Here is a 23,461-nt window from a genome sequence, read left to right on the forward strand (position 1 = left end):
AATTACGCCAGTTGCATTGCCAGTTTAATCGATACGGCCATGCTCTCAGATTTTGCTTTTCCCGTCCAGGCTATATCAAACGCGGTTCCATGATCGGCAGAAGTACGGATGAACGGCAGACCAGCCGTAATATTCACCCCATCATAGAAGCCAAGCAGTTTGAGCGGAATATGTCCCTGGTCGTGGTACATCGCCACGACCATGTCATATTGCCCCTCGTACGCCTGTAAAAATACGGTGTCCGGCGGACAGGGACCGTAAACATCGATTCCCTTCGCTTTCATGTTTTCGATGGCTGGCGATACAATGCGTATTTCTTCATCGCCAAACAGACCGTTTTCGCCCGCATGGGGATTGACGCCGGCTACGGCAATGCGCGGCTGGGCGAAGCCGACGCGTTTCAGGAAGCGATCCGCGATGCCGATGACCGTCTCAACGCGCTGACCATTCAGCGTATCGAGGAATTTGCGCAACGCAATGTGGGTCGAAACATGGATGACCTTCAGCTTGTCGGTGTAGAGAACCATTGCGTAATCACGGCTTTCAGTCAGCGTCGCCAGCAGTTCGGTATGCCCCGGATAATTGTGTCCGGCCAGATGTAGCGCCTCTTTATTAAGCGGTGCGGTAGCGATGGCGTGTACATCTCCTTTCATCGCCATTTCTGTCGCCCTCTTCACGCAGCGGTAGGCGAGATCGCCCGCCTGGGCCTGCACTTTACCCGGTTCAAGCGCGTCTGGCTGGGCAAGCGGTTCGTCGATGACGTGGATCACGCCTGGCGTATAACGCGCCTCCGCGACGTCGGCAATCGCGCGGAAGGTGACACCTTCCGCCAGCCCTTTGCCCTGCAGACGTCTCAGGGTCTGGAGACATCCCACCACCACAAGCGGGGCACCATTAAGCTCGTCGTCACAAAGCGCTTTGACAATAATTTCCGGACCGATGCCCGCCGGGTCGCCCATCGTAATCGCAATTGTTTTAGTTACCACTGTACATCTCCTCAATAAAATAAAGCGCATCACAAAGGGTGCTGTCTGAACCGAATCCGCCTGCTTTAGTGATAACCGGCAGATCGTCGATTTCACTGTTTACGAATGTCCCACAGGGAATACAGGGCGCCACCTCACCTTGAATGCGATAGCCTTCTGCCCCAAGCGCGCTGGCAACCGCGGTGGCGATATCCCCTCCGGTCAGGAACAGTCCACCAATACGAGCCTGCTCAATAATGCGCAGCGTAATCGTCCCCAGGCGTTCGCTAAGCATCCCGCCGAGCTGTTGGCGGCTGACCCCTGCCTGACTACACAGCTCGTCGATCGTCTGCCTATCGTCCGCGCTCCGGCTGGTACGTAAAATGGTGTGCTGCTGGCGACTCAGCAGCGCGCAAGCCTGCTCCACTACCGCAGCCATCTCCTGCTCGGCCTGTGCCGAAACCAGCCGCGATGCATTGATATCCACGACGCTGGCGCGTGCCTGGCAGAGCGCTTTTTCAACCTGCCGGCGCGTGGCTTCGCTCATTGAGCCCGCCACTACCAGTACCGGAAGATCCTGCTTTTCCTGCATGAACATCCTGGCCGGTAGCGCATTCGCCAGCCCGGCAGCGCCGACCAATAGCGGCATCTCTTTTTGCTCACAAATAGCCTGCGCAATCAGCAGCAGATCGCGGTCTTCCACCGCATCCACCACCACCATGCATTCACCCTCGGCGGCAAAAGCCGTAAGCAGTGCGCTGAGTTGGCCCCGACGAACGTCTTCGAGAAACACTTCATATACCGGGATATCGCTTTGCAACGCGATCAACGCCGCAATACGCGAGGAGATAATGGGGGTTTTCGGATCGCTGGCGAATTCGGTCTCCAGCAGTGGCGTACCATTAACCAGACACAATCCGTTGCGTGTAGTGCGTCCGGCTGCGGGGATAGCCGCCGCGATCACTGCCAGCGTCCGGTTTGCAGCCCGCATTGCCGCCATGACTTCAGCACCCACGTTGCCGCGAAAAGTGGAGTCGATTTTCTTATAAATCAACGGGAGTACATTTCCATCGCACCATGGCGCTAACGCCTGCGCTACCGCTTTCCCGGCCTGCGCTGCTGGCATCGCGCGGCTTTCCGTGTTGATCACCAGCACATCAGCGCGACGCGACGGTTTTTGATCCGGCGTTAACATCACTTCCGTGCGCGCGCCCTTCTTTGCCAGCTGTACGCCGGTATCGTTAGAGCCAGTAAAGTCGTCGGCGATAACGAGCATCTTCATGCTTTTTTCTCCTCAGCAACCTGACGCGCTTGTTTCTTCGCAACCCACGAGGTCAGAACAGGCGTCAGGATCGCCGTTGTGATCACCGATGCAGCAATCAGCGGTGCAGCCGCGGCGGCTACCTCCGCCAGAGAGGGATCGGCCTGGGCAATTGCCAGTGGCGTGGCCACAGCGTTTCCGGCGGTACTGGACGCCGCAGCCCCCGCAATACCGGTTCCGCCCACCAGACGGTCGGCACGAATATTAAAGAAACCGCCGATGAAGGTGGTCAGCACGCCGAGCAGAATACCCGCCAGCCCGCCCTGCAGCAGCATTTCAAGGTTGATCCCCGCGCCCAAAGCAAAAGCGAAGAACGGGATCAGCAGCGGCCCCCCTTTGGTCAGAAAGTCGCGCATGTTGGGATCGAGGTTACCGAGGATCATCCCCACCACCAGCGGCACCAGCACCGCGACCAGCGCCATGATCGGAATGTTCGCCATCCCCGCAGCGCCCAGCGCAATCATCGTAAAGAACGGCCCGTCGTTCAGAGACAGGATGGAGATCGCTCCCACATCACGCTCGTTACCAAATTCACCAACCAGCGCGGCGTAAAGCCCGCCATTCGAGTTACTCATCGCAGCGATGATCGCCACGCCGCTTAAGCCAAAGATCCCTTCTGCACCGAAAAGCTGTTCCACTCCGAGGCCAATGGCAATGGCAACCAGGAGCTTGGTGAGCGTAATCGTACCGCCCTGTAACAGCGCCTGTGGCGCAGCCTTCACGCTAATTCCCGCCCCCATGCAGAGCAGGAAGGCACCAATCAGTGGCGCAGCGCCATGTTTAAATAGCGCGGTGGTAAACCCGCCGATCTCAAGCGCTTGCGGGGCAAAAGTATTGATAATGGCGCCGATCACCAATGGCACGACCATCATGCCGCCGGGTACACGCTCTATAGCCTTCTTGATGTTCATGGTCTTCCCGCCTGTTGTTATGCTGTGATTAAATAAAATCATAAAGATTATATTTAATCAAATAAATTCCACAAACGCGCCAGATCACAGTTTTAAATGATTAATAAAAATCAAACGCAGGATTCCAGGGTAAAAAAAAGCCGGACATAAACGTCCGGCCCTGAAATGATTAAATTCGCTCAGGATTGACCCACAAATTTTCGATAGGCTGTCACTACCTTAAGAAAGTCCTCCACGCCGCACAGCGACAGGCTCTCTTCGTCGTAGTAGCTCATCCCCTCTTCCATCTCGTCACCTGAAAACTCAAGCTGGTTAGCGCGCACCATGACCTCTTCGCCATCCATCCACAGGGTGTATTCATGCCCGGCGCGTTGCCAGGAGCGTTCACTGCCTTTTACCGTCTTCGCCGCCTGTTCGACTTCATCCAGCAGCGCGAGGTTCTCTTTCACCTCTTCGTTAAACCAGTGTCCAACGGCTTCGTGCCCCATCGACATACGCACTTTCACCACGCCGGTGATGTCGCGCAGAAATTCGTAATCCATAGCGTTTTCCTCTGCAAAGCCATTAGGGTAATTATCGCAGCAGAGAGGAAGAAAAAAAGCGGGAGAGGTGGGAGGAATGAAAATAAAAAGGTGAGAGCAAGACCCTGCGGCCTGACGCCCTCACCCCGTCCCTCTCCCACTGTACGGTCCGGGGACATGGTAGACAGGTGTTCGGGGACATGGTGAACACTTTTTAACATCCTTTACCCATGGTGATCGACTTTTTCTTCAGGTCGATCACCCCCACTTTCGTGCTGTACCACCACACTTCATAGCAGCCGTCCTCCTGCGTCTCCTTCAGCCCGACCTGTTCTCCCCTGAACGCCTTGCCTGCGCCCAGACTGACACCCTCTATGCTCAGCTTTCCGCTGACATCCACTTTCCTGACCTTCACCCCTTCATCATATTCCGGCGGCGTTACGCTCCCTCTGTACTGCCGGGCAGACGGCTGATACCGCGAGGCCGGTACCGCCATATCCAGCGCCTCGTGCGGGCGTTCAAGGTTGTAGACCGTCCGCCAGTGGTCGAAGGCGCGCTGCAGCTCACCTCTGTCCGCGAACCACTTTCCCTGCAGCACTTCCGACTTCAGGCTGCGGTGAAAACGCTCCAGCTTGCCCTGCGTCTGCGGATGATAAGGCCGGGAATGGCCCACCCGGATACCGTGACGCATGAGCCACAGCTCCAGCGCCGTCCAGGTGCCGGTGGTGTCTCCCCACGGTGAGCCGTTGTCCATCGTCATCCTGTCCGGCAGGCCGTAGCGCTCAAACACGCTGACCAGTTGCTGCTGCACGGTCTCACGCCGTTCATCGGTGCAGGGCGCCAGGCACAGGGAAAAACGGGAGTGGTCGTCCAGCAGGGTGAGCGGATGGCAGCGGCCACCGCCAAAGGGAAAGTGGCCCTTAAAATCCATCTGCCAGAGGCGGTTCGGCGCGTCGTGTTCGAAGCGTCCCGTGGCCGGAATGCCCGGTGAAACGCCCGGCAGCAGGCCGTGGCGGGCCATCAGGTGATGGACGGTGCTGAAGGCGGGCATGCGGTGCCCCTGGTCTTCCAGCCAGCGCTTAATCTTGCGGGCGCCCCAGCGTTCATGGCGGTCATGGGCCATGCGCAGCAGGGCCGTGATGCCGTCTGACGAGCGGTTCGGGGAATGATGAGGTGCGCGGGAGCGGTCCTGAAGGCCGGATACGCCTTCCTGAGCCCAGCGCTGAAGCCACTTGTAGCCGGTGGCAGGAGAAATGCCGTACTGACGGCAGAGGAAACGGATGTTCGCCCCGTCCTGCGAGGCGAGCAGCACAAACTCGGTACGTAATGACATGGTATCTCTCGCATCCCAGGGCATAAGCGGCTCCATAAACGGATTCTTATGCCTCAGTTGTAAGTGTCTACCATGTCCCCGAACAAGTGTTCACTATGTCCCCGGACCGTACACCCACGGGGAGAGGGTGCAAACACTAAAAACCGTCTCGTAGAGACGGTTTTGCTGTTTATACTGCCGTCTGGAAGATAACCCCGTCGGCCTTCTCGGTGTACTGAGAGAGCTGGTCGAAGTTCAGATAGCGATAGGTATCCACCGCCGTCTTATCCACCTGAGCCACGAAGGTCTGGTACTCTTCCGGCGTTGGCAGTTTGCCAATCAGCGCCGCAACCGCCGCCAGCTCCGCAGAAGCCAGGTAGACGTTCGCACCGGTACCTAAACGGTTCGGGAAGTTACGGGTAGAGGTGGAGACCACCGTCGCACCGTCGGCCACGCGCGCCTGGTTACCCATACACAGGGAACAGCCAGGGATTTCGATACGCGCACCGCTCTTACCAAACACGCTGTAGTAGCCCTCTTCGGTCAGCTGCGCCGCATCCATACGGGTTGGCGGCGCCACCCACAGGCGGGTCGGCAGCTGGCCTTTGTGGGTATCCAGCAGCTTACCGGCAGCACGGAAGTGGCCGATGTTGGTCATGCAGGAGCCGATGAACACTTCGTCGATCTTATCGCCCTGCACGTCAGAGAGCAGACGCGCATCGTCCGGATCGTTCGGCGCACACAGGATTGGTTCTTTGATATCAGCCAGATCGATGTCGATCACCGCCGCGTACTCTGCGTCTGCGTCAGCTTCCAGCAGCTGCGGATCCGCCAGCCATTTCTCCATACCCTGAATACGACGCTCCAGCGTACGACGGTCGCCGTAGCCTTCCGCAATCATCCACTTCAGCAGCACGATGTTGGAGGTCAGATACTCAATAATCGGCTCTTTGTTCAGCTTGATGGTACAACCCGCAGCAGAACGCTCGGCGGAGGCATCGGTCAGCTCGAACGCCTGCTCCACTTTCAGATCCGGCAGACCTTCAATTTCCAGAATGCGGCCAGAGAAGATGTTTTTCTTCCCTTTCTTCTCAACGGTCAGCAGGCCCTGTTTAATTGCATACAGCGGGATCGCGTGAACCAGGTCGCGCAGGGTGATGCCCGGCTGCATTTTGCCTTTGAAGCGCACCAGCACCGACTCAGGCATGTCCAGCGGCATCACGCCGGTCGCGGCAGCAAACGCCACCAGACCGGAGCCCGCCGGGAAGGAGATACCGATTGGGAAACGGGTGTGGGAGTCACCGCCGGTACCCACGGTATCCGGCAGCAGCATGCGGTTAAGCCAGGAGTGGATGACGCCATCGCCCGGACGCAGGGATACACCGCCACGGTTCATGATGAAGTCTGGCAGCGTGTGGTGCGTGGTCACGTCAACCGGCTTCGGATACGCCGCCGTGTGACAGAAAGACTGCATCACCAGGTCAGAAGAGAAGCCCAGGCACGCCAGGTCTTTCAGTTCGTCACGGGTCATTGGTCCGGTGGTGTCCTGAGACCCCACGGAGGTCATCTTCGGCTCGCAGTACGCGCCGGGACGGATACCGGCTACGCCGCATGCGCGGCCAACCATTTTCTGTGCCAGCGAGAAGCCGCGGTTGCTTTCTGCCACATCTTTCGCGTGACGGAAAACGTCGGAGTGCGGCAGACCCAGCGCTTCACGCGCTTTGGTAGTCAGGCCACGGCCGATGATCAGCGGAATACGGCCACCGGCACGCACTTCGTCGATCAGCACGTCGGTTTTCAGCTCGAAGCTTGCCAGCAGCTCGTTGGTGTCGTGGTTGCGCACTTCGCCTTTATACGGGTAGACGTCAATCACGTCGCCCATGTTCAGGTTGCTCACATCCACTTCAATTGGCAGCGCGCCCGCATCTTCCATGGTGTTGAAGAAGATTGGCGCAATTTTGCCGCCGAGGCACAGGCCGCCGCCGCGCTTGTTCGGCACGTGCGGAATGTCGTCGCCCATGAACCACAGCACAGAGTTGGTCGCGGACTTACGGGAAGAGCCGGTACCAACAACGTCACCCACATAGGCCAACGGGAAACCTTTCTTCTGAAGCGCTTCGATCTGTTTGATTGGGCCAACGCTGCCCGGCTGATCCGGCTCAATGCCTTCACGGGCGTTTTTCAGCATCGCCAGGGCGTGCAGTGGGATATCCGGGCGAGACCACGCGTCCGGCGCCGGAGAGAGGTCATCGGTGTTGGTCTCACCGGTCACTTTAAAGACGGTCACGGTGATTTTTTCCGCCAGCGCTGGGCGGTTCAGGAACCATTCGGCATTAGCCCAGGACTGCATCACCTGCTTCGCATAGACGTTGCCCGATTTGGCTTTTTCTTCGACATCGTAGAAGTTATCGAACATCAGCAGCGTGGAAGAGAGCGCTTTAGCGGCAATCGGTGCCAGCTTGTCGTTATCCAGCGCGTCAATCAGCGGATGAATGTTGTAACCACCCTGCATGGTGCCGAGCAGTTCAATGGCTTTTTCAGGAGTAACCAGTGGGGAGGTGGCTTCGCCTTTGGCGATAGCAGCAAGGAATCCGGCTTTTACGTAGGCAGCTTCATCTACGCCAGGCGGTACGCGGTTGATCAGCAGATCTAACAGGAATTCTTCTTCGCCCTTAGGCGGGTTCTTCAGCAGCTCGACGAGCGCGGCCATTTGGGTTGCATCTAAAGGTTTGGGTACAATTCCCTCGGCGGCACGTTCTGCTACGTGCTTACGGTATTCTTCTAGCACGACGGTTCTCCTCGCTCTCATTGTCATATGCGGCGGGCGTTCTCTTCACGCTCCTGTGAGACAGCAGTTTGTAGGGTAAATGCCCGATACCGCGTCGGGCAGCATAGCAGGATTTCTGCACAGTGTTAATCTGTTTACAAAAAAGCAACATTAAAAAATTTGCTGAATCGTTAAGCATGGTGTAGCGGGGAGACGAGACGAATTTTGGGTACAAAAAAACCGCCTGATAGCGGTTTATTTGTTGCCTTGCGGTGGTAGCACACCGGGCTGGCAGATTTGCGGCAACATCAACGTAAAATATTGTGCATTACCGCCAGTTAGCTTGCAAGCCACTATCACGATTTTGCGTAGCGCCTTCCCATTTCGTATGAAAGCCCATGTAATTGCGTTTTTTGCCTTCTTCAGAACCATTGAAATGACTATTCTTCTCCGCGGCCTGCTCCGCTGGTGTAGCAACCAGTCACCGGGCCCGGGAGCAGTTCCGTCATCTACGCGGCAACGTCAACTTGCCTGGTTCGGACTTTCCCGGTGAAGAATGAACCCGCGTAGCCTGTACAGGAACGCATGCAATGGAGATGCGAATCACTGCGCTGATCGTTGCGATCGGTTTACTGCTAACCGCACTGCACGGTGGCTGGAGCATATCCGACATCACGGTGCTGTTTGTCGTCAACCTCGGCAACTAGCTGCTGGCCGCTCGCAAGAGCGGCCTTCTGAATTCCCTGCGGTTTTTCCCGCATCGCATATAATTGCGTAATAAATACTCACACTCTTTATCCGGACGTACCGAACGCTTCCCAATAAAAGTCAAAAAAGTAAAAGGCGGGTGAATAATACTCACGCCAACCGTAACGCCTCACGGCACAGCGCTTGTCTCGTTGGAGTCATTTTATGAAGTTGCCCTTTAAGCCACATCTGCTCGTCCTTCTGTGCAGTGCCGGGCTGCTTGCCGCCTCGGGCGTCATGTTTGTCCAAAGCCGTGCAACGGAGCCCGCTGCGCCGGCGCCCGTTACTCAACAGCCAGCTGCACCGGCTACGCCTGCTGCAGCCCAGCCCGCCCCTGTTGTCGCGCCAACCTACACTGCCGTGCAAATCGATCAGTGGGTTGCCCCTGTAGCACTTTATCCAGATGCCCTCCTGTCGCAGATTTTAATGGCGTCAACCTACCCGTCTAACGTTATCCAGGCGGCGCAGTGGTCAAAGGACAATCCTAAAATGCAGGGTGATGCCGCCATTCAGGCGGTAGCCAATCAGCCGTGGGACCCCAGCGTGAAATCGCTGGTCGCATTTCCTCAGCTGATGTCGCTGATGGGTGAAAATCCTCCGTGGGTACAAAACCTGGGGGATGCGTTTCTCGCACAGCCGAAGGACGTGATGGATTCGGTGCAACGGTTGCGCCTGCTAGCGCAACAGGCGGGTGCACTGCAATCCACGCCGCAGCAGACGGTTACCACCGTCACGAAGCCCGCACCGGCAAAAACAACATCAACAACGGTAACGGAAGCAACCAGCAATCCGACGGTCATTAAAATTGAATCTGCCGATCCGCAGGTGGTTTACGTTCCCACCTATAACCCGAATACGGTTTACGGTACCTGGCCCAACACCACTTACCCGCCGGTGTATCTCCCGCCCTCCCCCGGCGAGCAGTTCACCGACAGCCTGGTCAAAGGCTTAGGTTTCAGCCTCGGGGTCGCAACAACCTACGCCATTTTCAGCAATATCGACTGGGATGATGACGATGACTGGGATCATCACCATGACGACTGGGATAATCACGGCGGCTACAACCACAACGGTGATAACAACATCAATATTAACGTTGATAACTTCAACAGAATCAGCGGACAGCATCTCACCGATATCAATCGCACATGGCAGCACAACCCGGCCTATCGTGAGGGCGTCCCCTACCCGAATAACCAGCTGGCTAACCGTTTCCACTCCACAAATACAGCCACCGGGCTAAGCGCAACGCAGCAAAAGCCGGTTAATCGCGACAGCCAGCGCCAGGCCGCGCTCAGTCAGATGGAAAAATCAACGGGGAAAACCTTCCCGCACGCGGGCACGCGAGATGCTCAGCGTCTGGCCTCGACGCAGCAGTTAAAGCAGATTTCGCAGCGCAATAATTATCGCGGGTATGACACCAGGCCGCAGACCGTAAAACGCGCGAGTGCACCGCAGCGTGAAAATCACCAGACTGCGGCGCACAGACAGGAGAAGCGGGCTTCACAGACGGTACAACAGCCAGCCAGGCTGCATCGCGCCAATGCGCTGAGCGGCAACGACAGCCGCTCCGGTAACTGGCAAGCCCAGCAGCAGCGCGGTGCGCAAAGCCGGCAGCTCGCTGCTCGTCAACATCAGCCGCGCCAGCTCTCTGGCGAACGCGCTGAACACCGTGAATTCCGTCATCGTTAAGGGAGCCGACATGAAACTTAACTTACTCAGTGGAATAGTATTGTTTATGGTCTCGGCGACCGCTATGGCGCAGCAGTCCTTCAGCTCGCCAGACCAGGCAACCAACGCGCTGGCAAGCGCCATCAGCGAGCAAAACGAAAGCGCGATGAACAATCTGCTCGGCGAAAACTGGCGCGATTTTCTGCCGCCTGAAGGCGTTGATCCTGATGCGGTCGATCGCTTTCTGCGTGACTGGAAAGTCCGTCATAATACCGTTGTCGAAGGGGATACGGCGCATCTTGTGGTCGGCGACAGCGGCTGGCAGCTTCCCATCCCGGTGGTCAAAACCGCCTCCGGATGGCAGTTTGACATCAAAGAAGGCGCCGAGGAGATCCTGACCCGCGAAATTGGGCGCAACGAGCTCTCCGCCATTGAAGCCCTGCATGCCTACGTGGATGCGCAGCAAAGCTATTTTGCGATGAACCAGAAATACGCGCAGAAGATTGTCAGCTCTGAAGGGAAGAAGGACGGTCTGTACTGGCCCGTTTCGCCTGGCGAAGCGCCAAGCCCGCTTGGTCCGGCGTTCAGTCCGAAAGAGCCGGGTGCGGGTTACCATGGTTATCGCTTCCGCATCCTGCCGGATAATAACGGTTTCGCGATGGTGGCCTGGCCGGTCAGCTATGGTCAGACCGGCGTAATGAGCTTTGTGATAAACCAGGACGACAAGGTGTATCAGTCCGATCTCGGCAGTGATTCAGCGCAGAAAGCGCAGGCTCTTACTGCATACCATCCGGATAAAACCTGGCAGCTCGTTACCCCCTGAACGCAGCGCATAAAAAAAGCGGCCTCTGGCCGCTTTTTTTCATCTGAAGAAACTTATTTCTTCTTCGCTTTCGCGTTTGGCAGGTCGGTGATGCTGCCTTCAAACACTTCAGCCGCCAGGCCCACGGACTCGTGCAGAGTTGGGTGAGCGTGGATGGTCAGCGCGATGTCTTCCGCGTCGCAGCCCATTTCGATAGCCAGACCGATTTCACCCAGCAGCTCGCCGCCGTTGGTACCGACAATGGCACCACCGATAACGCGGTGAGTTTCTTTGTCGAAGATCAGTTTGGTCATACCATCTGCGCAGTCGGACGCGATAGCACGGCCAGAAGCAGCCCACGGGAAGGTGGCGGTTTCGTAGCTGATGCCTTTCTCTTTCGCTTCTTTCTCGGTCAGACCGACCCATGCAACTTCTGGCTCGGTGTACGCGATAGATGGGATCACTTTCGGATCGAAGTAGTGCTTCATGCCGGCGATAACTTCAGCGGCAACGTGACCTTCGTGAACACCTTTGTGTGCCAGCATTGGCTGACCGACGATATCGCCGATAGCAAAGATGTGCGGCACGTTAGTGCGCAGCTGCTTGTCAACGCGAATAAAGCCACGGTCGTCCACTTCCACGCCAGCTTTGCCCGCGTCGAGGTTTTTACCGTTCGGCACACGGCCGATAGCCACCAGCACGGCGTCGTAACGCTGCGGTTCGGACGGTGCTTTTTTGCCTTCCATGGAAACGTAAATACCGTCTTCTTTCGCTTCAACGGCAGTCACTTTGGTTTCCAGCATCAGGTTGAATTTCTTGCTGATGCGCTTGGTGAAGACTTTAACGATGTCTTTGTCGGCAGCCGGGATAACCTGGTCGAACATTTCAACCACGTCAATGTCTGAACCCAGCGCATGGTACACGGTACCCATTTCCAGACCGATGATACCGCCGCCCATAACCAGCAGACGCTTAGGAACGGTTTTCAGCTCCAGGGCATCGGTGGAATCCCACACGCGTGGATCTTCATGTGGAATGAATGGCAGTTCGATTGGGCGAGAGCCTGCAGCGATGATCGCGTTGTCGAAGTTGATCACGGTTTTGCCGTTTTCGCCTTCCACTTCCAGGGTGTTCGCACCGGTGAATTTACCCAGACCGTTTACCACTTTCACTTTACGGCCTTTGGCCATACCCGCCAGACCGCCGGTCAGCTGAGTGATAACTTTCTCTTTCCAGGTACGAATCTTGTCGATATCGGTTTTCGGCTCGCCGAAGACGATACCGTGTTCAGCCAGCGCTTTGGCTTCTTCGATAACTTTCGCTACGTGCAGCAGCGCTTTAGAAGGGATACAGCCGACGTTCAGACAAACACCGCCGAGGGTGCTGTAACGTTCTACGATGACGGTTTCCAGACCTAAATCCGCTGCGCGGAATGCTGCGGAGTAACCTGCTGGGCCTGCCCCAAGTACTACGACCTGAGTTTTGATTTCTGTGCTCATCATGACCTCTTAATTTATACCCGTCGTCCACCGGGTCGTTCTATCCGCCCGTATTTTACAAAATTGTTAACAATTTTGAAACAACAAACGGCTCACGAATTATCGCTTTCACCCATAACCTCATAAACCCCATGAGGTTATCAGAAAAAAGCCGGCCGAGCGGCCGGCTTTTCGATTACATCACCAGGCGGCGAATGTCGCTCAGGGTGTTGTTGATGATGGTGATGAAACGCGCACCATCAGCACCGTCGATCACGCGGTGGTCGAAGGACAGAGAGATTGGCATCATCAGACGCGGCACGAACTCTTTGCCATTCCACACCGGCTCCATCGCGGACTTGGACACACCGAGGATAGCCACTTCCGGCGCGTTAACAATCGGCGCAAAGTGGGTGGTACCCAGGCCGCCGATGCTGGAGATAGTGAAGCAGCCGCCCTGCATTTCGCCGGCAGTCAGCTTACCATCACGCGCTTTCTTGGAGATGGTGGTAAGTTCACGGGACAGCTCGGTAATGCTCTTCTTGTTCACGTCTTTGAAGACCGGAACAACCAGACCATTTGGCGTATCTACCGCAACACCGATGTTGATGTATTTCTTCAGCGTCAGCTTCTGGCCGTCTTCGGACAGGGAGCTGTTGAAGCGTGGCATCTGCTCAAGGGCAGCGGCAACGGCTTTCATGATGAAGACCACTGGGGTGAACTTCACGTCCAGCTTACGCTTCTCAGCTTCGGCGTTCTGCTGTTTACGGAACGCTTCCAGGTCGGTGATATCGGTTTTGTCGAAGTGCGTAACGTGCGGGATCATCACCCAGTTACGGCTCAGGTTCGCACCAGAGATTTTCTGGATACGGCCCAGCTCCACTTCTTCGATTTCGCCGAACTTGCTGAAGTCCACTTTCGGCCATGGCAGCATGCCCGGGATACCGCCGCCAGCGGCTGCAGCTGGTGCAGCTTCGGCGCGTTTCACCGCGTCTTTCACGTAGGTCTGAACGTCTTCGCGCAGAATACGACCCTTACGGCCCGTGCCTTTCACTTTCGCCAGGTTCACACCGAACTCGCGCGCCAGGCGACGAATCAGCGGGGTGGCGTGGACGTAAGCGTCGTTTTCAGCGAACTCAGATTTGCCTTCCGCTTTCGCAGCAGGGGCAGCCGCTGGTTTAGCAGCCTGAGCCGGTGCAGCAGCCGGTGCTGGAGCAGCCGCGGCAGCCGGAGCTGCGGCAGGCGCAGCGCCTTCCACTTCGAAGACCATGATCAGAGAGCCGGTAGAGACTTTGTCGCCGGTGCTGATTTTGATCTCTTTAACGGTACCGGCGAACGGCGCTGGCACTTCCATAGAAGCTTTGTCGCCTTCAACGGTGATCAGTGACTGTTCAGCGGCAACTTTGTCGCCCACTTTCACCATCACTTCAGTCACTTCAACTTCGTCACCGCCGATGTCCGGAACGTTAACGTCTTTCGCGCCGCCAGCAGCTGCTGGTGCAGCAGCCGGAGCAGCGGCCTGTGCAGGCGCGGCAGCAGGTGCTGCACCCGCCACTTCGAAGATCATGATAAGCGACCCGGTAGACACTTTGTCACCGGTGTTGATCTTGATCTCTTTAACGGTACCGGCGAACGGCGCTGGCACTTCCATAGAGGCTTTATCGCCTTCTACAGTGATCAGAGACTGCTCGGCCGCAACGGTGTCGCCTACTTTCACCAGGATTTCGGTCACTTCAACTTCGTCACCGCCGATGTCAGGCACGTTGACTTCTTTCGCGCTCGCGGCAGCTGCTGGAGCAGCGGCGGCCGGAGCGGCTTCTTTCTTCTCTTCCTGCGCAGGTGCAGCAGCTGCTGCACCGTCGGCGGAATCGAAAATCATGATCAGTTTGCCGGTCTCGGTTTTATCGCCAACAGAGACTTTGATCTCTTTAACGATGCCAGCCTGAGGAGACGGGACTTCCATAGAGGCTTTATCGCCTTCTACGGTGATCAGCGACTGTTCAGCTTCAACTTTGTCGCCAACTTTGACCAGGATCTCGGTGATTTCAACTTCATCAGCCCCGATGTCCGGTACATTGATTTCGATAGCCATTATTCTTTTACCTCTTACGCCAGACGCGGGTTAACTTTTTCTGCATCGATGTTGAATTTGGTAATTGCGTCCGCAACCACTTTCTTATCGATTTCGCCACGTTTAGCCAGTTCGCCCAGTGCTGCTACAACCACGTAAGAAGCATCAACTTCGAAGTGGTGACGCAGGTTTTCGCGGCTGTCAGAACGACCGAAGCCGTCAGTACCCAGTACGCGATAATCATCAGCCGGAACGTAAGTACGAACCTGTTCAGCGAACAGTTTCATATAGTCAGTAGACGCCACCGCTGGCGCGTCGTTCATCACCTGAGCGATGTACGGAACGCGTGGGGTTTCCATTGGGTGCAGCATGTTCCAGCGCTCACAATCCTGGCCATCACGCGCCAGTTCAGTGAAGGAAGTCACAGAGTACACGTCGGAACCCACACCGTAGTCTTTCGCCAGGATCTGCGCTGCTTCACGCACGTGACGCAGGATAGAACCGGAGCCCAGCAGCTGAACTTTACCTTTGCTACCTTCGAGGGTTTCGAGTTTGTAGATACCTTTACGGATACCTTCCTCGGCACCTTCCGGCATTGCCGGCATGTGGTAGTTTTCGTTCAGGGTGGTGATGTAGTAGTAAATGTTCTCTTGCGCTTCACCGTACATGCGCTGCAGACCGTCATGCATGATGACCGCCACTTCGTACGCGTAAGACGGGTCGTAAGAGATACAGTTAGGGATAGTCAGAGACTGAATGTGGCTGTGGCCATCTTCGTGCTGCAGACCTTCACCGTTCAGAGTCGTACGACCAGAAGTACCACCGATCAGGAAGCCGCGAGCCTGCTGGTCGCCTGCCTGCCAGCACAGGTCACCGATACGCTGGAACCCGAACATGGAGTAGTAAATGTAGAACGGGATCATCGGCAGGTTGTTGGTGCTGTAAGAGGTCGCAGCAGCCAGCCAGGATGCGCCTGCGCCCAGCTCGTTGATACCTTCCTGCAGAATCTGACCTTTCTCGTCTTCTTTGTAGTATGCAACCTGCTCACGGTCCTGCGGGGTGTACTGCTGGCCGTTCGGGCTGTAGATACCGATCTGACGGAACAGACCTTCCATACCGAAAGTACGCGCTTCGTCGGCAATGATTGGAACCAGACGATCTTTGATCGACTTGTTCTTCAGCATCACGTTCAGGGCACGAACGAAAGCGATAGTGGTAGAGATCTCTTTGTTCTGCTCTTCCAGCAGCTGGGAGAAGTCTTCCAGCGCTGGCAGTTCCAGCTTCTCGGTGAAGTTAGGCTGACGAGCAGGCAGGTAGCCTTTCAGCGCCTGACGACGTTCGTGCAGGTACTTGTGCTCTTCAGAACCTTCCGGGAAGGTGATGTAAGACAGGTTTTCTACCTGCTCATCGGTCACTGGAACGTTGAAACGGTCGCGGATGTAACGCACGCCGTCCATGTTCATTTTCTTAACCTGGTGAGCGATGTTTTTACCTTCTGCGGTATCACCCATGCCGTAACCTTTGATGGTGTGGGCCAGGATTACAGTCGCTTTACCTTTGGTTTCCTGCGCTTTTTTCAGTGCAGCGTAGACTTTCTTCGGATCGTGACCACCGCGGTTCAGGGCCCAGATCTGCTCATCAGTCCAGTCTGCAACCAGCGCGGCGGTTTCAGGATATTTGCCGAAGAAGTGCTCACGCACGTAGGCACCGTCTTTGGATTTGAAGGTCTGGTAGTCGCCGTCAACGGTTTCGTTCATCAGCTGGATCAGTTTACCGCTGGTGTCTTTACGCAGCAGCTCATCCCAACGACCGCCCCACATCACTTTGATTACGTTCCAGCCAGCACCCGCGAAGATGCCTTCCAGTTCGTTGATGATCTTGCCGTTACCGGTTACCGGACCATCCAGACGCTGCAGGTTACAGTTGATGATGAAGCACAGGTTGTCCAGCTTCTCACGGGTCGCGATGGTGATCGCACCTTTAGATTCTGGCTCATCCATTTCGCCGTCGCCCAGGAAGGCGTAAACGGTCTGCTCAGAGGTGTCTTTCAGACCACGGTGTTCCAGGTACTTCAGGAATTTAGCCTGGTAGATCGCACCGATTGGACCCAGACCCATAGATACGGTCGGGAACTGCCAGAATTCAGGCATCAGTTTAGGGTGCGGATAAGAAGACAGACCTTTACCGTGAACTTCCTGACGGAAGTTGTTCATCTGCTCTTCAGTCAGACGACCTTCCAGGAATGCACGTGCATAGATGCCCGGAGAGATGTGGCCCTGGAAGTACACCAGATCGCCGCCGTCTTTCTCGTTCGCTGCACGGAAGAAGTGGTTGAAGCACACTTCGTAAACGGTTGCAGAAGACTGGAAGGACGCCATGTGGCCACCCAGCTCCAGGTCTTTCTTGGACGCGCGCAGAACGGTCATGATGGCGTTCCAGCGGATTGCAGAACGGATACGACGTTCCAGATCCAGATTGCCCGGGTATTCCGGTTCGTCTTCAACGGCAATCGTGTTTACGTAGTTGCTAGCCCCTGCACCTGAAGCAACCTTCACGCCGCCTTTGCGGGCTTCAGAAAGCAGCTGATCAATCAGATACTGAGCGCGCTCAACACCTTCTTCACGGATGACCGATTCGATCGCCTGTAGCCAGTCGCGAGTTTCGATCGGATCCACGTCATTTTGGAGACGTTCTGACATGGGGGTATTCCTTATCTATCTAATACGTTGATTTGTCTGGAACCTGTCCCATTGTGCTCTTGGGCAAGAACACAATAAGACAGGTTCTGCGTTTAGTTGCCGCGCTCTAAAAGTACCTGGCGCTTAATCCTTTCGTTGCTGTATGCGGCGTAATGAACGTTCGCGACGCGATTGTTCACGGCTGCGGTCCAGCAAGATTTCCTCAATGAAAGCCAGGTGACGGTGCGACGCTTCGCGCGCCTGCTCCGGCTCCCCGGCCATTATCGCCTCGAATATTCGGGTGCGATGGTTGCTTACCAGTGGGAGCATCTCCCGACGGGCATACAACAATTCAAAATTCTGACGAACGTTCTGGGCCAGCATCGGCTCCATGCAGCGTAGCAGATGGAGGAGCACCACGTTGTGTGCTGCTTCGGTGACGGCGATTTGATACTGGACGACGGCGCTGGACTCGGCGTCTAAATCGCCGGACTGCTGTGCCCGTTCAATGGCCTGATGCAGTTCGCGGATACGCACACGATCTTCATCAGTGCTGCGAAGGGCGGCGTAATAGGCCGCAATACCTTCAAGCGCGTGACGGGTCTCAAGCAGGTCAAACTGGGATTCTGGGTGGTCAGAGAGAAGTTCTACCAGCGGATCGCTGAAGCTCTGCCACAGGCTGTTTTGCACAAAGGTTCCGCCGCCCTGGCGACGAAGCAGCAAGCCCTTTGCTTCGAGGCGTTGAATCGCCTCACGCAGAGAGGGACGTGAAACGTCGAACTGTTTTGCCAGCTCGCGTTCTGGCGGAAGTTTCTCACCCGGGCGCAGAGTCCCTTCGAGGATTAAAAACTCCAGCTGCTGCTCAATCACATCAGATAGTTTTGGTTGGCGAATTTTGCTGTAGGCCATATTCCCTGTCTTACGCCTTTTTGCCCGGAGTCAATTGGTCTTACCAATTTCTAGTTCGTATCGCTAAAGTAACAAAGTATTCACCTTCTGTCCATATTGGTTTTGATTGAAATCAGTAAACCCTGCACATTTTAACAACCTTACAGAAATAACGTTTCAGAAATGTAACTTTGCACAAATGAGTTGATTACTCCCAAAGAGGGAGTTTTAACCATAATGAAACGAGGGGTTTTGCAATCTGAAGCGATTCAACATGGCAAATAATGAAAATTCGCCCACTTAATAAGCATTTCTATTCTATAGGTTGGGTTAGGAAGAATAAGCGGGCCGATTTACAAATGCTTTCTTTTTATTCAAGTGGTCAGCATCCCTTCATAAAGCAGGTGCATTCGCAGGCGCTTACCACTATTCTTGCGCGTACGGAAGTCATCTCCGCTTTTTTCGGTTTGTTTAACCGTAAAGAAATAAATACAGAATATGGACTTTCATAATTACACACGCACAGCGTGAACATAACAACCACACACGAGGTTTCAAATGGAAGCTCAACAGCACGGCGATCAGCTAAAGCGCGGACTTAAAAACCGCCATATACAGCTCATCGCACTGGGCGGTGCGATTGGTACCGGCCTGTTTCTGGGCAGCGCATCCGTTATCCAGTCAGCCGGTCCGGGTATTATTTTGGGTTACGCGATTGCGGGTTTCATCGCTTTTCTGATCATGCGCCAGCTTGGCGAAATGGTCGTTGAAGAGCCGGTCGCAGGCTCGTTTAGCCACTTTGCCTATAAATACTGGGGCAGCTTCGCAGGTTTTGCCTCCGGCTGGAACTATTGGGTGCTGTACGTTCTGGTTGCTATGGCCGAGCTTACCGCCGTCGGGAAGTACATTCAGTTCTGGTATCCCGAGATCCCCACCTGGGCGTCTGCTGCAGCCTTCTTCGTCATTATCAACGCCATTAACCTGACCAACGTAAAAGTGTTCGGCGAGATGGAGTTCTGGTTTGCCATTATCAAAGTCATTGCCGTTGTGGCGATGATCATCTTTGGCGGCTGGCTGCTGTTCAGCGGCAACGGCGGCCCGCAGGCCACCGTGCGTAACCTCTGGGAACAGGGCGGCTTCCTGCCTCACGGCATGACCGGTCTGGTGATGATGATGGCGATCATTATGTTCTCCTTCGGCGGCCTGGAGCTGGTGGGCATCACCGCCGCGGAAGCCGACAATCCGGAGCAGAGCATTCCTAAAGCCACTAACCAGGTTATCTACCGCATCCTGATCTTCTATGTGGGCTCGCTGGCCGTGCTGCTCTCCCTGCTGCCGTGGACGCGCGTGACCGCTGACACCAGCCCGTTTGTTCTCATCTTCCACGAGCTGGGCGATACCTTTGTCGCAAACGCCCTGAACATCGTGGTGCTGACAGCAGCGCTCTCCGTTTATAACAGCTGCGTATACTGCAACAGCCGCATGCTGTTCGGCCTGGCCCAGCAGGGCAACGCGCCTAAGATGCTGCTCAACGTTGATAAACGCGGCGTGCCGGTCAATACCATCATTGTTTCAGCCATCGTGACCGCGCTGTGCGTGCTGATTAACTACATGGCACCGGAATCGGCGTTTGGCCTGCTGATGGCGCTGGTAGTCTCTGCCCTGGTCATCAACTGGGCGATGATCAGCCTGGCGCACATGAAGTTCCGCCGCGCGAAGCAGCAGCAGGGCGTCACCACGCGCTTCCCTGCCCTGCTCTATCCGCTGGGTAACTGGATTTGCCTGCTGTTTATGGCGGGCGTGCTGGTGATCATGCTGATCACGCCGGGTATGGCGATTTCCGTCTACCTGATCCCGGTCTGGATTGCGATCCTTGGCGTTGGCTACCTCTTCAGCCAGAAAAGCCGTAATGCTATGAAGGCGCACTAAGCCTCCCGCCGCGGCACCTGCTTTTGCGGGTGCCGCGCGTTGTTACCTCCTTCACACTTTCACGCCCACAGCACATTTATCCATATCACCGCCCTGATACTGCAACGCATATATTCCTTTGCCAGCAAATAATTCTCTCCATACCGTAAACCGGAGAGCTGTCGATGGATAACAACAAACTGTCAGTAAAAGAAAAGATCGGCTATGGAATGGGCGACGCGGGATGCAACATCATCTTCGGCGCCATCATGTTGTTTGTTAACTATTTCTATACGGATATTTTTGGCCTCGCGCCTGCGCTGGTCGGCGTGCTGCTGCTGTCCGTCCGCGTGATTGACGCCGTAACGGACCCGATCATGGGGGCGATTGCCGACCGTACCCGCAGTAAATATGGCCGGTTTCGTCCATGGCTGCTGTGGATTGCGTTCCCCTACGCGCTGTTTAGCATCCTGATGTTCACCACCCCGGAGTGGAGCTATAACAGCAAAGTTATCTATGCGTTTGTCACCTACTTCCTGCTCTCGTTAACCTATACGGCCATCAACATCCCTTACTGCTCGTTAGGTGGAGTGATCACCAACGATCCGAAAGAGCGCGTGGCCTGCCAGTCGTATCGTTTCGTGCTGGTCGGCATCGCCACGCTGCTGCTGTCTCTGACGCTGCTGCCGATGGCCGACTGGTTTGGCGGGGATAACAAAGCCAAAGGTTACCAGATGGCGATGACCGTCCTGGCGCTGATTGGCACCTGTATGTTCCTGTTCTGCTTCGCCACCGTGCGCGAGCGCGTGCGTCCGGCGGTGCAAACCAACGACGAGCTGAAAAACGACCTGAAAGACGTGTGGAAAAACGATCAGTGGGTGCGCATTCTGCTGCTGACGCTGTGCAACGTCTGCCCGGGCTTTATCCGTATGGCGGCAACGATGTATTACGTCACCTGGGTGATGGGCCAGAGCACCCACTTCGCCACGCTGTTTATCAGCCTGGGCGTTGTCGGCATGATGCTCGGCAGCGTGCTGGCGAAAGTGCTGACCGACCGCTGGTGCAAGCTGAAGGTCTTCTTCTGGACCAACATCGTGCTGGCGGTATTTTCCTGCGCCTTCTATTTCTTCGACCCGAAAGCCACCGTTCCCATCGTGGTGCTCTACTTCCTGCTGAACATCCTGCACCAGATCCCATCTCCGCTGCACTGGTCGCTGATGGCTGACGTGGACGACTACGGCGAATGGAAGACCGGTAAGCGCATCACCGGGATCAGCTTCTCCGGCAACATCTTCTTCCTGAAACTGGGCCTGGCGATTGCCGGGGCGATGGTCGGCTTCCTGCTCTCCTGGTACGGTTATGACGCGGGTGCAAAAGCGCAAAGCGCGGACGCCATTAACGGGATCGTGCTGCTCTTTACCGTCATTCCGGGCATTGGATACTTAATTACCGCTGGGGTGGTGCGTCTGCTGAAAGTGGACCGTGAGACCATGAAGCAGATCCAGTCCGATCTGGAAAAGCGTCGCGCCAACTACCGCGAGCTGAACGACTATCAGGAACTTAGAGCCGCTGAGACTAAATAAGGAACGCCGAATGCATAACTGGCCAAACCCGTTTATCGAACAACGCGCCGACCCGTACATTTTACGCCATGAGGGGCAGTACTATTTTATTGCCTCCGTGCCGCAGTACGACAGGCTGGCTATCCGCCGCGCGGACTCGCTGGAAGGGCTACGCGACGCTGATGAGGTGGTGGTCTGGCGCAAACCCGAGACCGGCCCGATGAGCCAGCTAATCTGGGCGCCGGAACTGCATTATATCGACGGCAAGTGGTACATCTATTTTGCCGCGACGCACACCCAGGCGCTCGACGCGCTCGGGATGTTCCAGCACCGCATGTTTGCGATTGAGTGTGCGGACCGCGATCCGCTCACAGGTACCTGGATCGAGAAAGGTCAAATCAGCATTCCGTTCGACACCTTCGCCCTGGATGCCACCACCTTTGTCCATCAGGGCAAACGCTGGTACCTGTGGGCGCAAAAAGCCCCGGATATTTCCGGTAACTCCAATCTTTATCTGTGCGAAATGGAGAACCCGTGGACGCTGAAAGGCGAGCCGGTGATGCTCAGCAAGCCAGAATACGACTGGGAATGCCGCGGCTTCTGGGTCAACGAAGGTCCGGCGGTGCTGGTTCACGGCGATAAGCTGTTTATCAGCTACTCCGCCAGCGCGACCGATGAGAACTACTGTATGGGGTTACTGTGGATAGACCTGAACGCCGATCCGCAAAACCCGGCAAACTGGCACAAATCCCCTCGCCCGGTTTTCGTCACCAGCTACGAGAATCGCCAGTACGGGCCAGGCCACAACAGCTTTACGCAAACGCCGGAAGGCGAAGATGTGCTGGTGTACCACGCAAGAAATTACACCGAAATTGAAGGCGATCCGCTCTACGATCCGAACCGTCATACCCGCCTGAAGCTTGTCCGCTGGGACGAAAACGGGATGCCTGATTTCGGCATCCCGCCTGCGGATACGTTATAGCGTTTACGGCGCGCTGGGTTAAACCAGCGTGCCGTAAATGGTCAGCAGCGCCACAATCACTACCACCACAAACGAGGTTTTCTTCGCCATTGAAACGGCAGCTTTTGGCGTTTCGATCCTGTCGGTATGCGGCTCTCGCGCCAGCGAGAACTGCGCCAGGCGCGTCAACACCTGATACTGGGACGTATGGCGGTCCCCAAGAGAAGCGAACCATGCGGGCAGCGCTTTTTCACCGTGCCCAATTAAGGCGTACACCACGCCCACCAGACGCACCGGGAGCCAGTCGAGCACGTGCAGGATGGCATCAATGCCCGAAAGCAAACGCTCATGCGGCGTCAGGTAACGGGCAAGCCAGGTCTGCCAGGCGCGCAGGAACGCATAGCCCATCAGCAGCACCGGCCCCCACGGGCCGCCCACCACAAACCAGAACAGCGGTGCCAGGTAGTAGCGAAAGTTAATCCACAGCAGCGCGTTTTGCAGCTCGCGCAGGAACTCGCGCTCGTCGCAGTCCGGCGGCACGCCGTGGATCATCGTCAGCTCGCTCGCCATAGCATTGCGCGCGTGGGCATCGTCACGGGAAGCGGCTTTCAGGTAGGCGTGATAGTGCAAACGCACCTTGCCCGCACCAATGCACAGCACGCCGAGCAGGATCCACACCACCAGCAGCGGCACGTTGAAAAAGAGTCCGTACAGCGAGCGCAGCAGCAGGAAGGTAATAAGCATGACGCCCGCCATCATCAGCAGCGTGCGCAGCATGGAAAAGTGCTTGATGCGGCGGAATAACACCTCCAGCCGGTGATCCAGTTGCCAGTGTTCGCCGAGCTTGAACAGGCGTTCAGCGATGATAACCAGCAGCATGGTAAACAACGTCATGGTA

17 protein-coding genes are annotated in these 23,461 nt (G+C 56.0%); 6 read left to right on the forward strand and 11 right to left on the reverse strand.

Annotation, left to right across the window (positions count from 1 at the left end; genetic code table 11):
* Positions 1 to 2: 2 nt before the first annotated feature.
* From OSH03_RS13005 to acnB, 6 genes are all read right to left on the reverse strand, one after another.
* Entirely contained in the window at positions 3 to 986 is a 984-nt protein-coding gene (locus OSH03_RS13005) for a D-threonate 4-phosphate dehydrogenase (protein ID WP_253540732.1), read from the reverse strand.
* The gene (gene dtnK, locus OSH03_RS13010; protein ID WP_266179254.1) at positions 976 to 2,247 is read right to left on the reverse strand and encodes a D-threonate kinase; all 1,272 of its coding nucleotides are present in this window, start codon (positions 2,245 to 2,247) and stop codon (positions 976 to 978) included. The genes OSH03_RS13005 and dtnK overlap by 11 nt, the downstream gene beginning before the upstream one ends.
* The gene (locus OSH03_RS13015) at positions 2,244 to 3,197 is read right to left on the reverse strand and encodes a 2-keto-3-deoxygluconate permease 1 (RefSeq protein WP_061099210.1); all 954 of its coding nucleotides are present in this window, start codon (positions 3,195 to 3,197) and stop codon (positions 2,244 to 2,246) included. Before OSH03_RS13015 ends, dtnK begins: the two co-directional genes overlap by 4 nt.
* 179 nt (positions 3,198 to 3,376) lie before the next feature.
* A complete protein-coding gene (gene yacL / locus OSH03_RS13020; RefSeq protein WP_061099211.1) occupies positions 3,377 to 3,739 on the reverse strand; it encodes a protein YacL in 363 nt (120 codons plus the stop codon).
* A gap of 193 nt (positions 3,740 to 3,932) precedes the next feature.
* Positions 3,933 to 5,075 (reverse strand): IS481 family transposase, encoded by a 1,143-nt coding sequence (locus OSH03_RS13025; RefSeq protein ID WP_420909758.1) that lies wholly within the window; start codon positions 5,073 to 5,075, stop codon positions 3,933 to 3,935.
* 145 nt (positions 5,076 to 5,220) lie between these two features.
* Complete coding sequence (gene acnB / locus OSH03_RS13030; RefSeq protein WP_266179255.1) at positions 5,221 to 7,818, reverse strand: bifunctional aconitate hydratase 2/2-methylisocitrate dehydratase; 2,598 nt, start codon at positions 7,816 to 7,818, stop codon at positions 5,221 to 5,223.
* Positions 7,819 to 8,709: 891 nt separating this feature from the next.
* Here acnB and OSH03_RS13035 point away from each other — a divergent pair.
* Both OSH03_RS13035 and OSH03_RS13040 read left to right on the forward strand, forming a co-directional pair.
* On the forward strand, positions 8,710 to 10,236 hold the full coding sequence (locus tag OSH03_RS13035; protein WP_266179256.1) for a DUF3300 domain-containing protein: 1,527 nt from the start codon (positions 8,710 to 8,712) through the stop codon (positions 10,234 to 10,236).
* 10 nt (positions 10,237 to 10,246) lie between these two features.
* Positions 10,247 to 11,038: a DUF2950 family protein gene (locus OSH03_RS13040; RefSeq protein WP_266179257.1), complete on the forward strand. Its 792-nt coding sequence runs from the start codon at positions 10,247 to 10,249 to the stop codon at positions 11,036 to 11,038.
* A gap of 53 nt (positions 11,039 to 11,091) precedes the next feature.
* Here the strand turns inward: OSH03_RS13040 and lpdA are convergent, their stop codons facing one another.
* The 4 genes from lpdA to pdhR form a co-directional block, all read right to left on the reverse strand.
* Positions 11,092 to 12,516 carry a dihydrolipoyl dehydrogenase gene (gene lpdA, locus OSH03_RS13045; RefSeq protein WP_023332094.1) on the reverse strand — a complete coding sequence of 475 codons (1,425 nt, stop codon included), beginning with the start codon at positions 12,514 to 12,516 and terminating at the stop codon, positions 11,092 to 11,094.
* A 175-nt stretch (positions 12,517 to 12,691) separates the two neighbouring features.
* A complete protein-coding gene (gene aceF, locus OSH03_RS13050; protein WP_266179258.1) occupies positions 12,692 to 14,587 on the reverse strand; it encodes a pyruvate dehydrogenase complex dihydrolipoyllysine-residue acetyltransferase in 1,896 nt (631 codons plus the stop codon).
* 14 nt (positions 14,588 to 14,601) lie between these two features.
* Positions 14,602 to 17,265, reverse strand: coding sequence for a pyruvate dehydrogenase (acetyl-transferring), homodimeric type (aceE, locus tag OSH03_RS13055; RefSeq protein WP_061099215.1), 2,664 nt, complete (start codon positions 17,263 to 17,265; stop codon positions 14,602 to 14,604).
* A gap of 123 nt (positions 17,266 to 17,388) precedes the next feature.
* Entirely contained in the window at positions 17,389 to 18,153 is a 765-nt protein-coding gene (gene pdhR, locus OSH03_RS13060) for a pyruvate dehydrogenase complex transcriptional repressor PdhR (RefSeq protein WP_014882565.1), read from the reverse strand.
* A gap of 263 nt (positions 18,154 to 18,416) precedes the next feature.
* Between pdhR and OSH03_RS13065 the strand changes: the two genes are divergently transcribed.
* The 4 genes from OSH03_RS13065 (at position 18,417) to OSH03_RS13080 (ending at position 22,584) form a co-directional block, all read left to right on the forward strand.
* Complete coding sequence (locus OSH03_RS13065; RefSeq protein WP_080442035.1) at positions 18,417 to 18,644, forward strand: hypothetical protein; 228 nt, start codon at positions 18,417 to 18,419, stop codon at positions 18,642 to 18,644.
* A gap of 46 nt (positions 18,645 to 18,690) precedes the next feature.
* Entirely contained in the window at positions 18,691 to 20,061 is a 1,371-nt protein-coding gene (gene aroP, locus OSH03_RS13070) for an aromatic amino acid transporter AroP (RefSeq protein WP_061099216.1), read from the forward strand.
* 164 nt (positions 20,062 to 20,225) lie between these two features.
* Positions 20,226 to 21,623: a glycoside-pentoside-hexuronide (GPH):cation symporter gene (locus OSH03_RS13075; protein ID WP_266179259.1), complete on the forward strand. Its 1,398-nt coding sequence runs from the start codon at positions 20,226 to 20,228 to the stop codon at positions 21,621 to 21,623.
* Between the two features lie 10 nt (positions 21,624 to 21,633).
* Positions 21,634 to 22,584: a glycoside hydrolase family 43 protein gene (locus OSH03_RS13080; RefSeq protein ID WP_266179260.1), complete on the forward strand. Its 951-nt coding sequence runs from the start codon at positions 21,634 to 21,636 to the stop codon at positions 22,582 to 22,584.
* Between the two features lie 18 nt (positions 22,585 to 22,602).
* Here the strand turns inward: OSH03_RS13080 and ampE are convergent, their stop codons facing one another.
* Positions 22,603 to 23,457: a beta-lactamase regulator AmpE gene (ampE, locus tag OSH03_RS13085; RefSeq protein ID WP_266179261.1), complete on the reverse strand. Its 855-nt coding sequence runs from the start codon at positions 23,455 to 23,457 to the stop codon at positions 22,603 to 22,605.
* Positions 23,458 to 23,461 lie beyond the last annotated feature (4 nt).

The organism is Enterobacter nematophilus (assembly GCF_026344075.1).
Taxonomy (GTDB): Bacteria; Pseudomonadota; Gammaproteobacteria; order Enterobacterales; family Enterobacteriaceae; genus Enterobacter; species Enterobacter nematophilus.

Excerpts from the sequence above, each read along its gene's own strand:
- OSH03_RS13025 (WP_420909758.1), bottom strand. The coding sequence starts at position 5,075 with ATGCCCTGGGATGCGAGAGATACCATGTCATTACGTACCGAGTTTGTG.
- OSH03_RS13040 (WP_266179257.1), top strand. The coding sequence starts at position 10,247 with ATGAAACTTAACTTACTCAGTGGAATAGTATTGTTTATGGTCTCGGCG.
- ampE (WP_266179261.1), bottom strand. The coding sequence starts at position 23,457 with ATGACGTTGTTTACCATGCTGCTGGTTATCATCGCTGAACGCCTGTTC.
- aceF (WP_266179258.1), bottom strand. The coding sequence starts at position 14,587 with ATGGCTATCGAAATCAATGTACCGGACATCGGGGCTGATGAAGTTGAA.
- lpdA (WP_023332094.1), bottom strand. The coding sequence starts at position 12,516 with ATGAGCACAGAAATCAAAACTCAGGTCGTAGTACTTGGGGCAGGCCCA.
- aceE (WP_061099215.1), bottom strand. The coding sequence starts at position 17,265 with ATGTCAGAACGTCTCCAAAATGACGTGGATCCGATCGAAACTCGCGAC.
- OSH03_RS13075 (WP_266179259.1), top strand. The coding sequence starts at position 20,226 with ATGGATAACAACAAACTGTCAGTAAAAGAAAAGATCGGCTATGGAATG.
- dtnK (WP_266179254.1), bottom strand. The coding sequence starts at position 2,247 with ATGAAGATGCTCGTTATCGCCGACGACTTTACTGGCTCTAACGATACC.
- OSH03_RS13065 (WP_080442035.1), top strand. The coding sequence starts at position 18,417 with ATGAAAATTCGCCCACTTAATAAGCATTTCTATTCTATAGGTTGGGTT.
- aroP (WP_061099216.1), top strand. The coding sequence starts at position 18,691 with ATGGAAGCTCAACAGCACGGCGATCAGCTAAAGCGCGGACTTAAAAAC.
- OSH03_RS13080 (WP_266179260.1), top strand. The coding sequence starts at position 21,634 with ATGCATAACTGGCCAAACCCGTTTATCGAACAACGCGCCGACCCGTAC.
- OSH03_RS13015 (WP_061099210.1), bottom strand. The coding sequence starts at position 3,197 with ATGAACATCAAGAAGGCTATAGAGCGTGTACCCGGCGGCATGATGGTC.
- OSH03_RS13035 (WP_266179256.1), top strand. The coding sequence starts at position 8,710 with ATGAAGTTGCCCTTTAAGCCACATCTGCTCGTCCTTCTGTGCAGTGCC.
- pdhR (WP_014882565.1), bottom strand. The coding sequence starts at position 18,153 with ATGGCCTACAGCAAAATTCGCCAACCAAAACTATCTGATGTGATTGAG.
- yacL (WP_061099211.1), bottom strand. The coding sequence starts at position 3,739 with ATGGATTACGAATTTCTGCGCGACATCACCGGCGTGGTGAAAGTGCGT.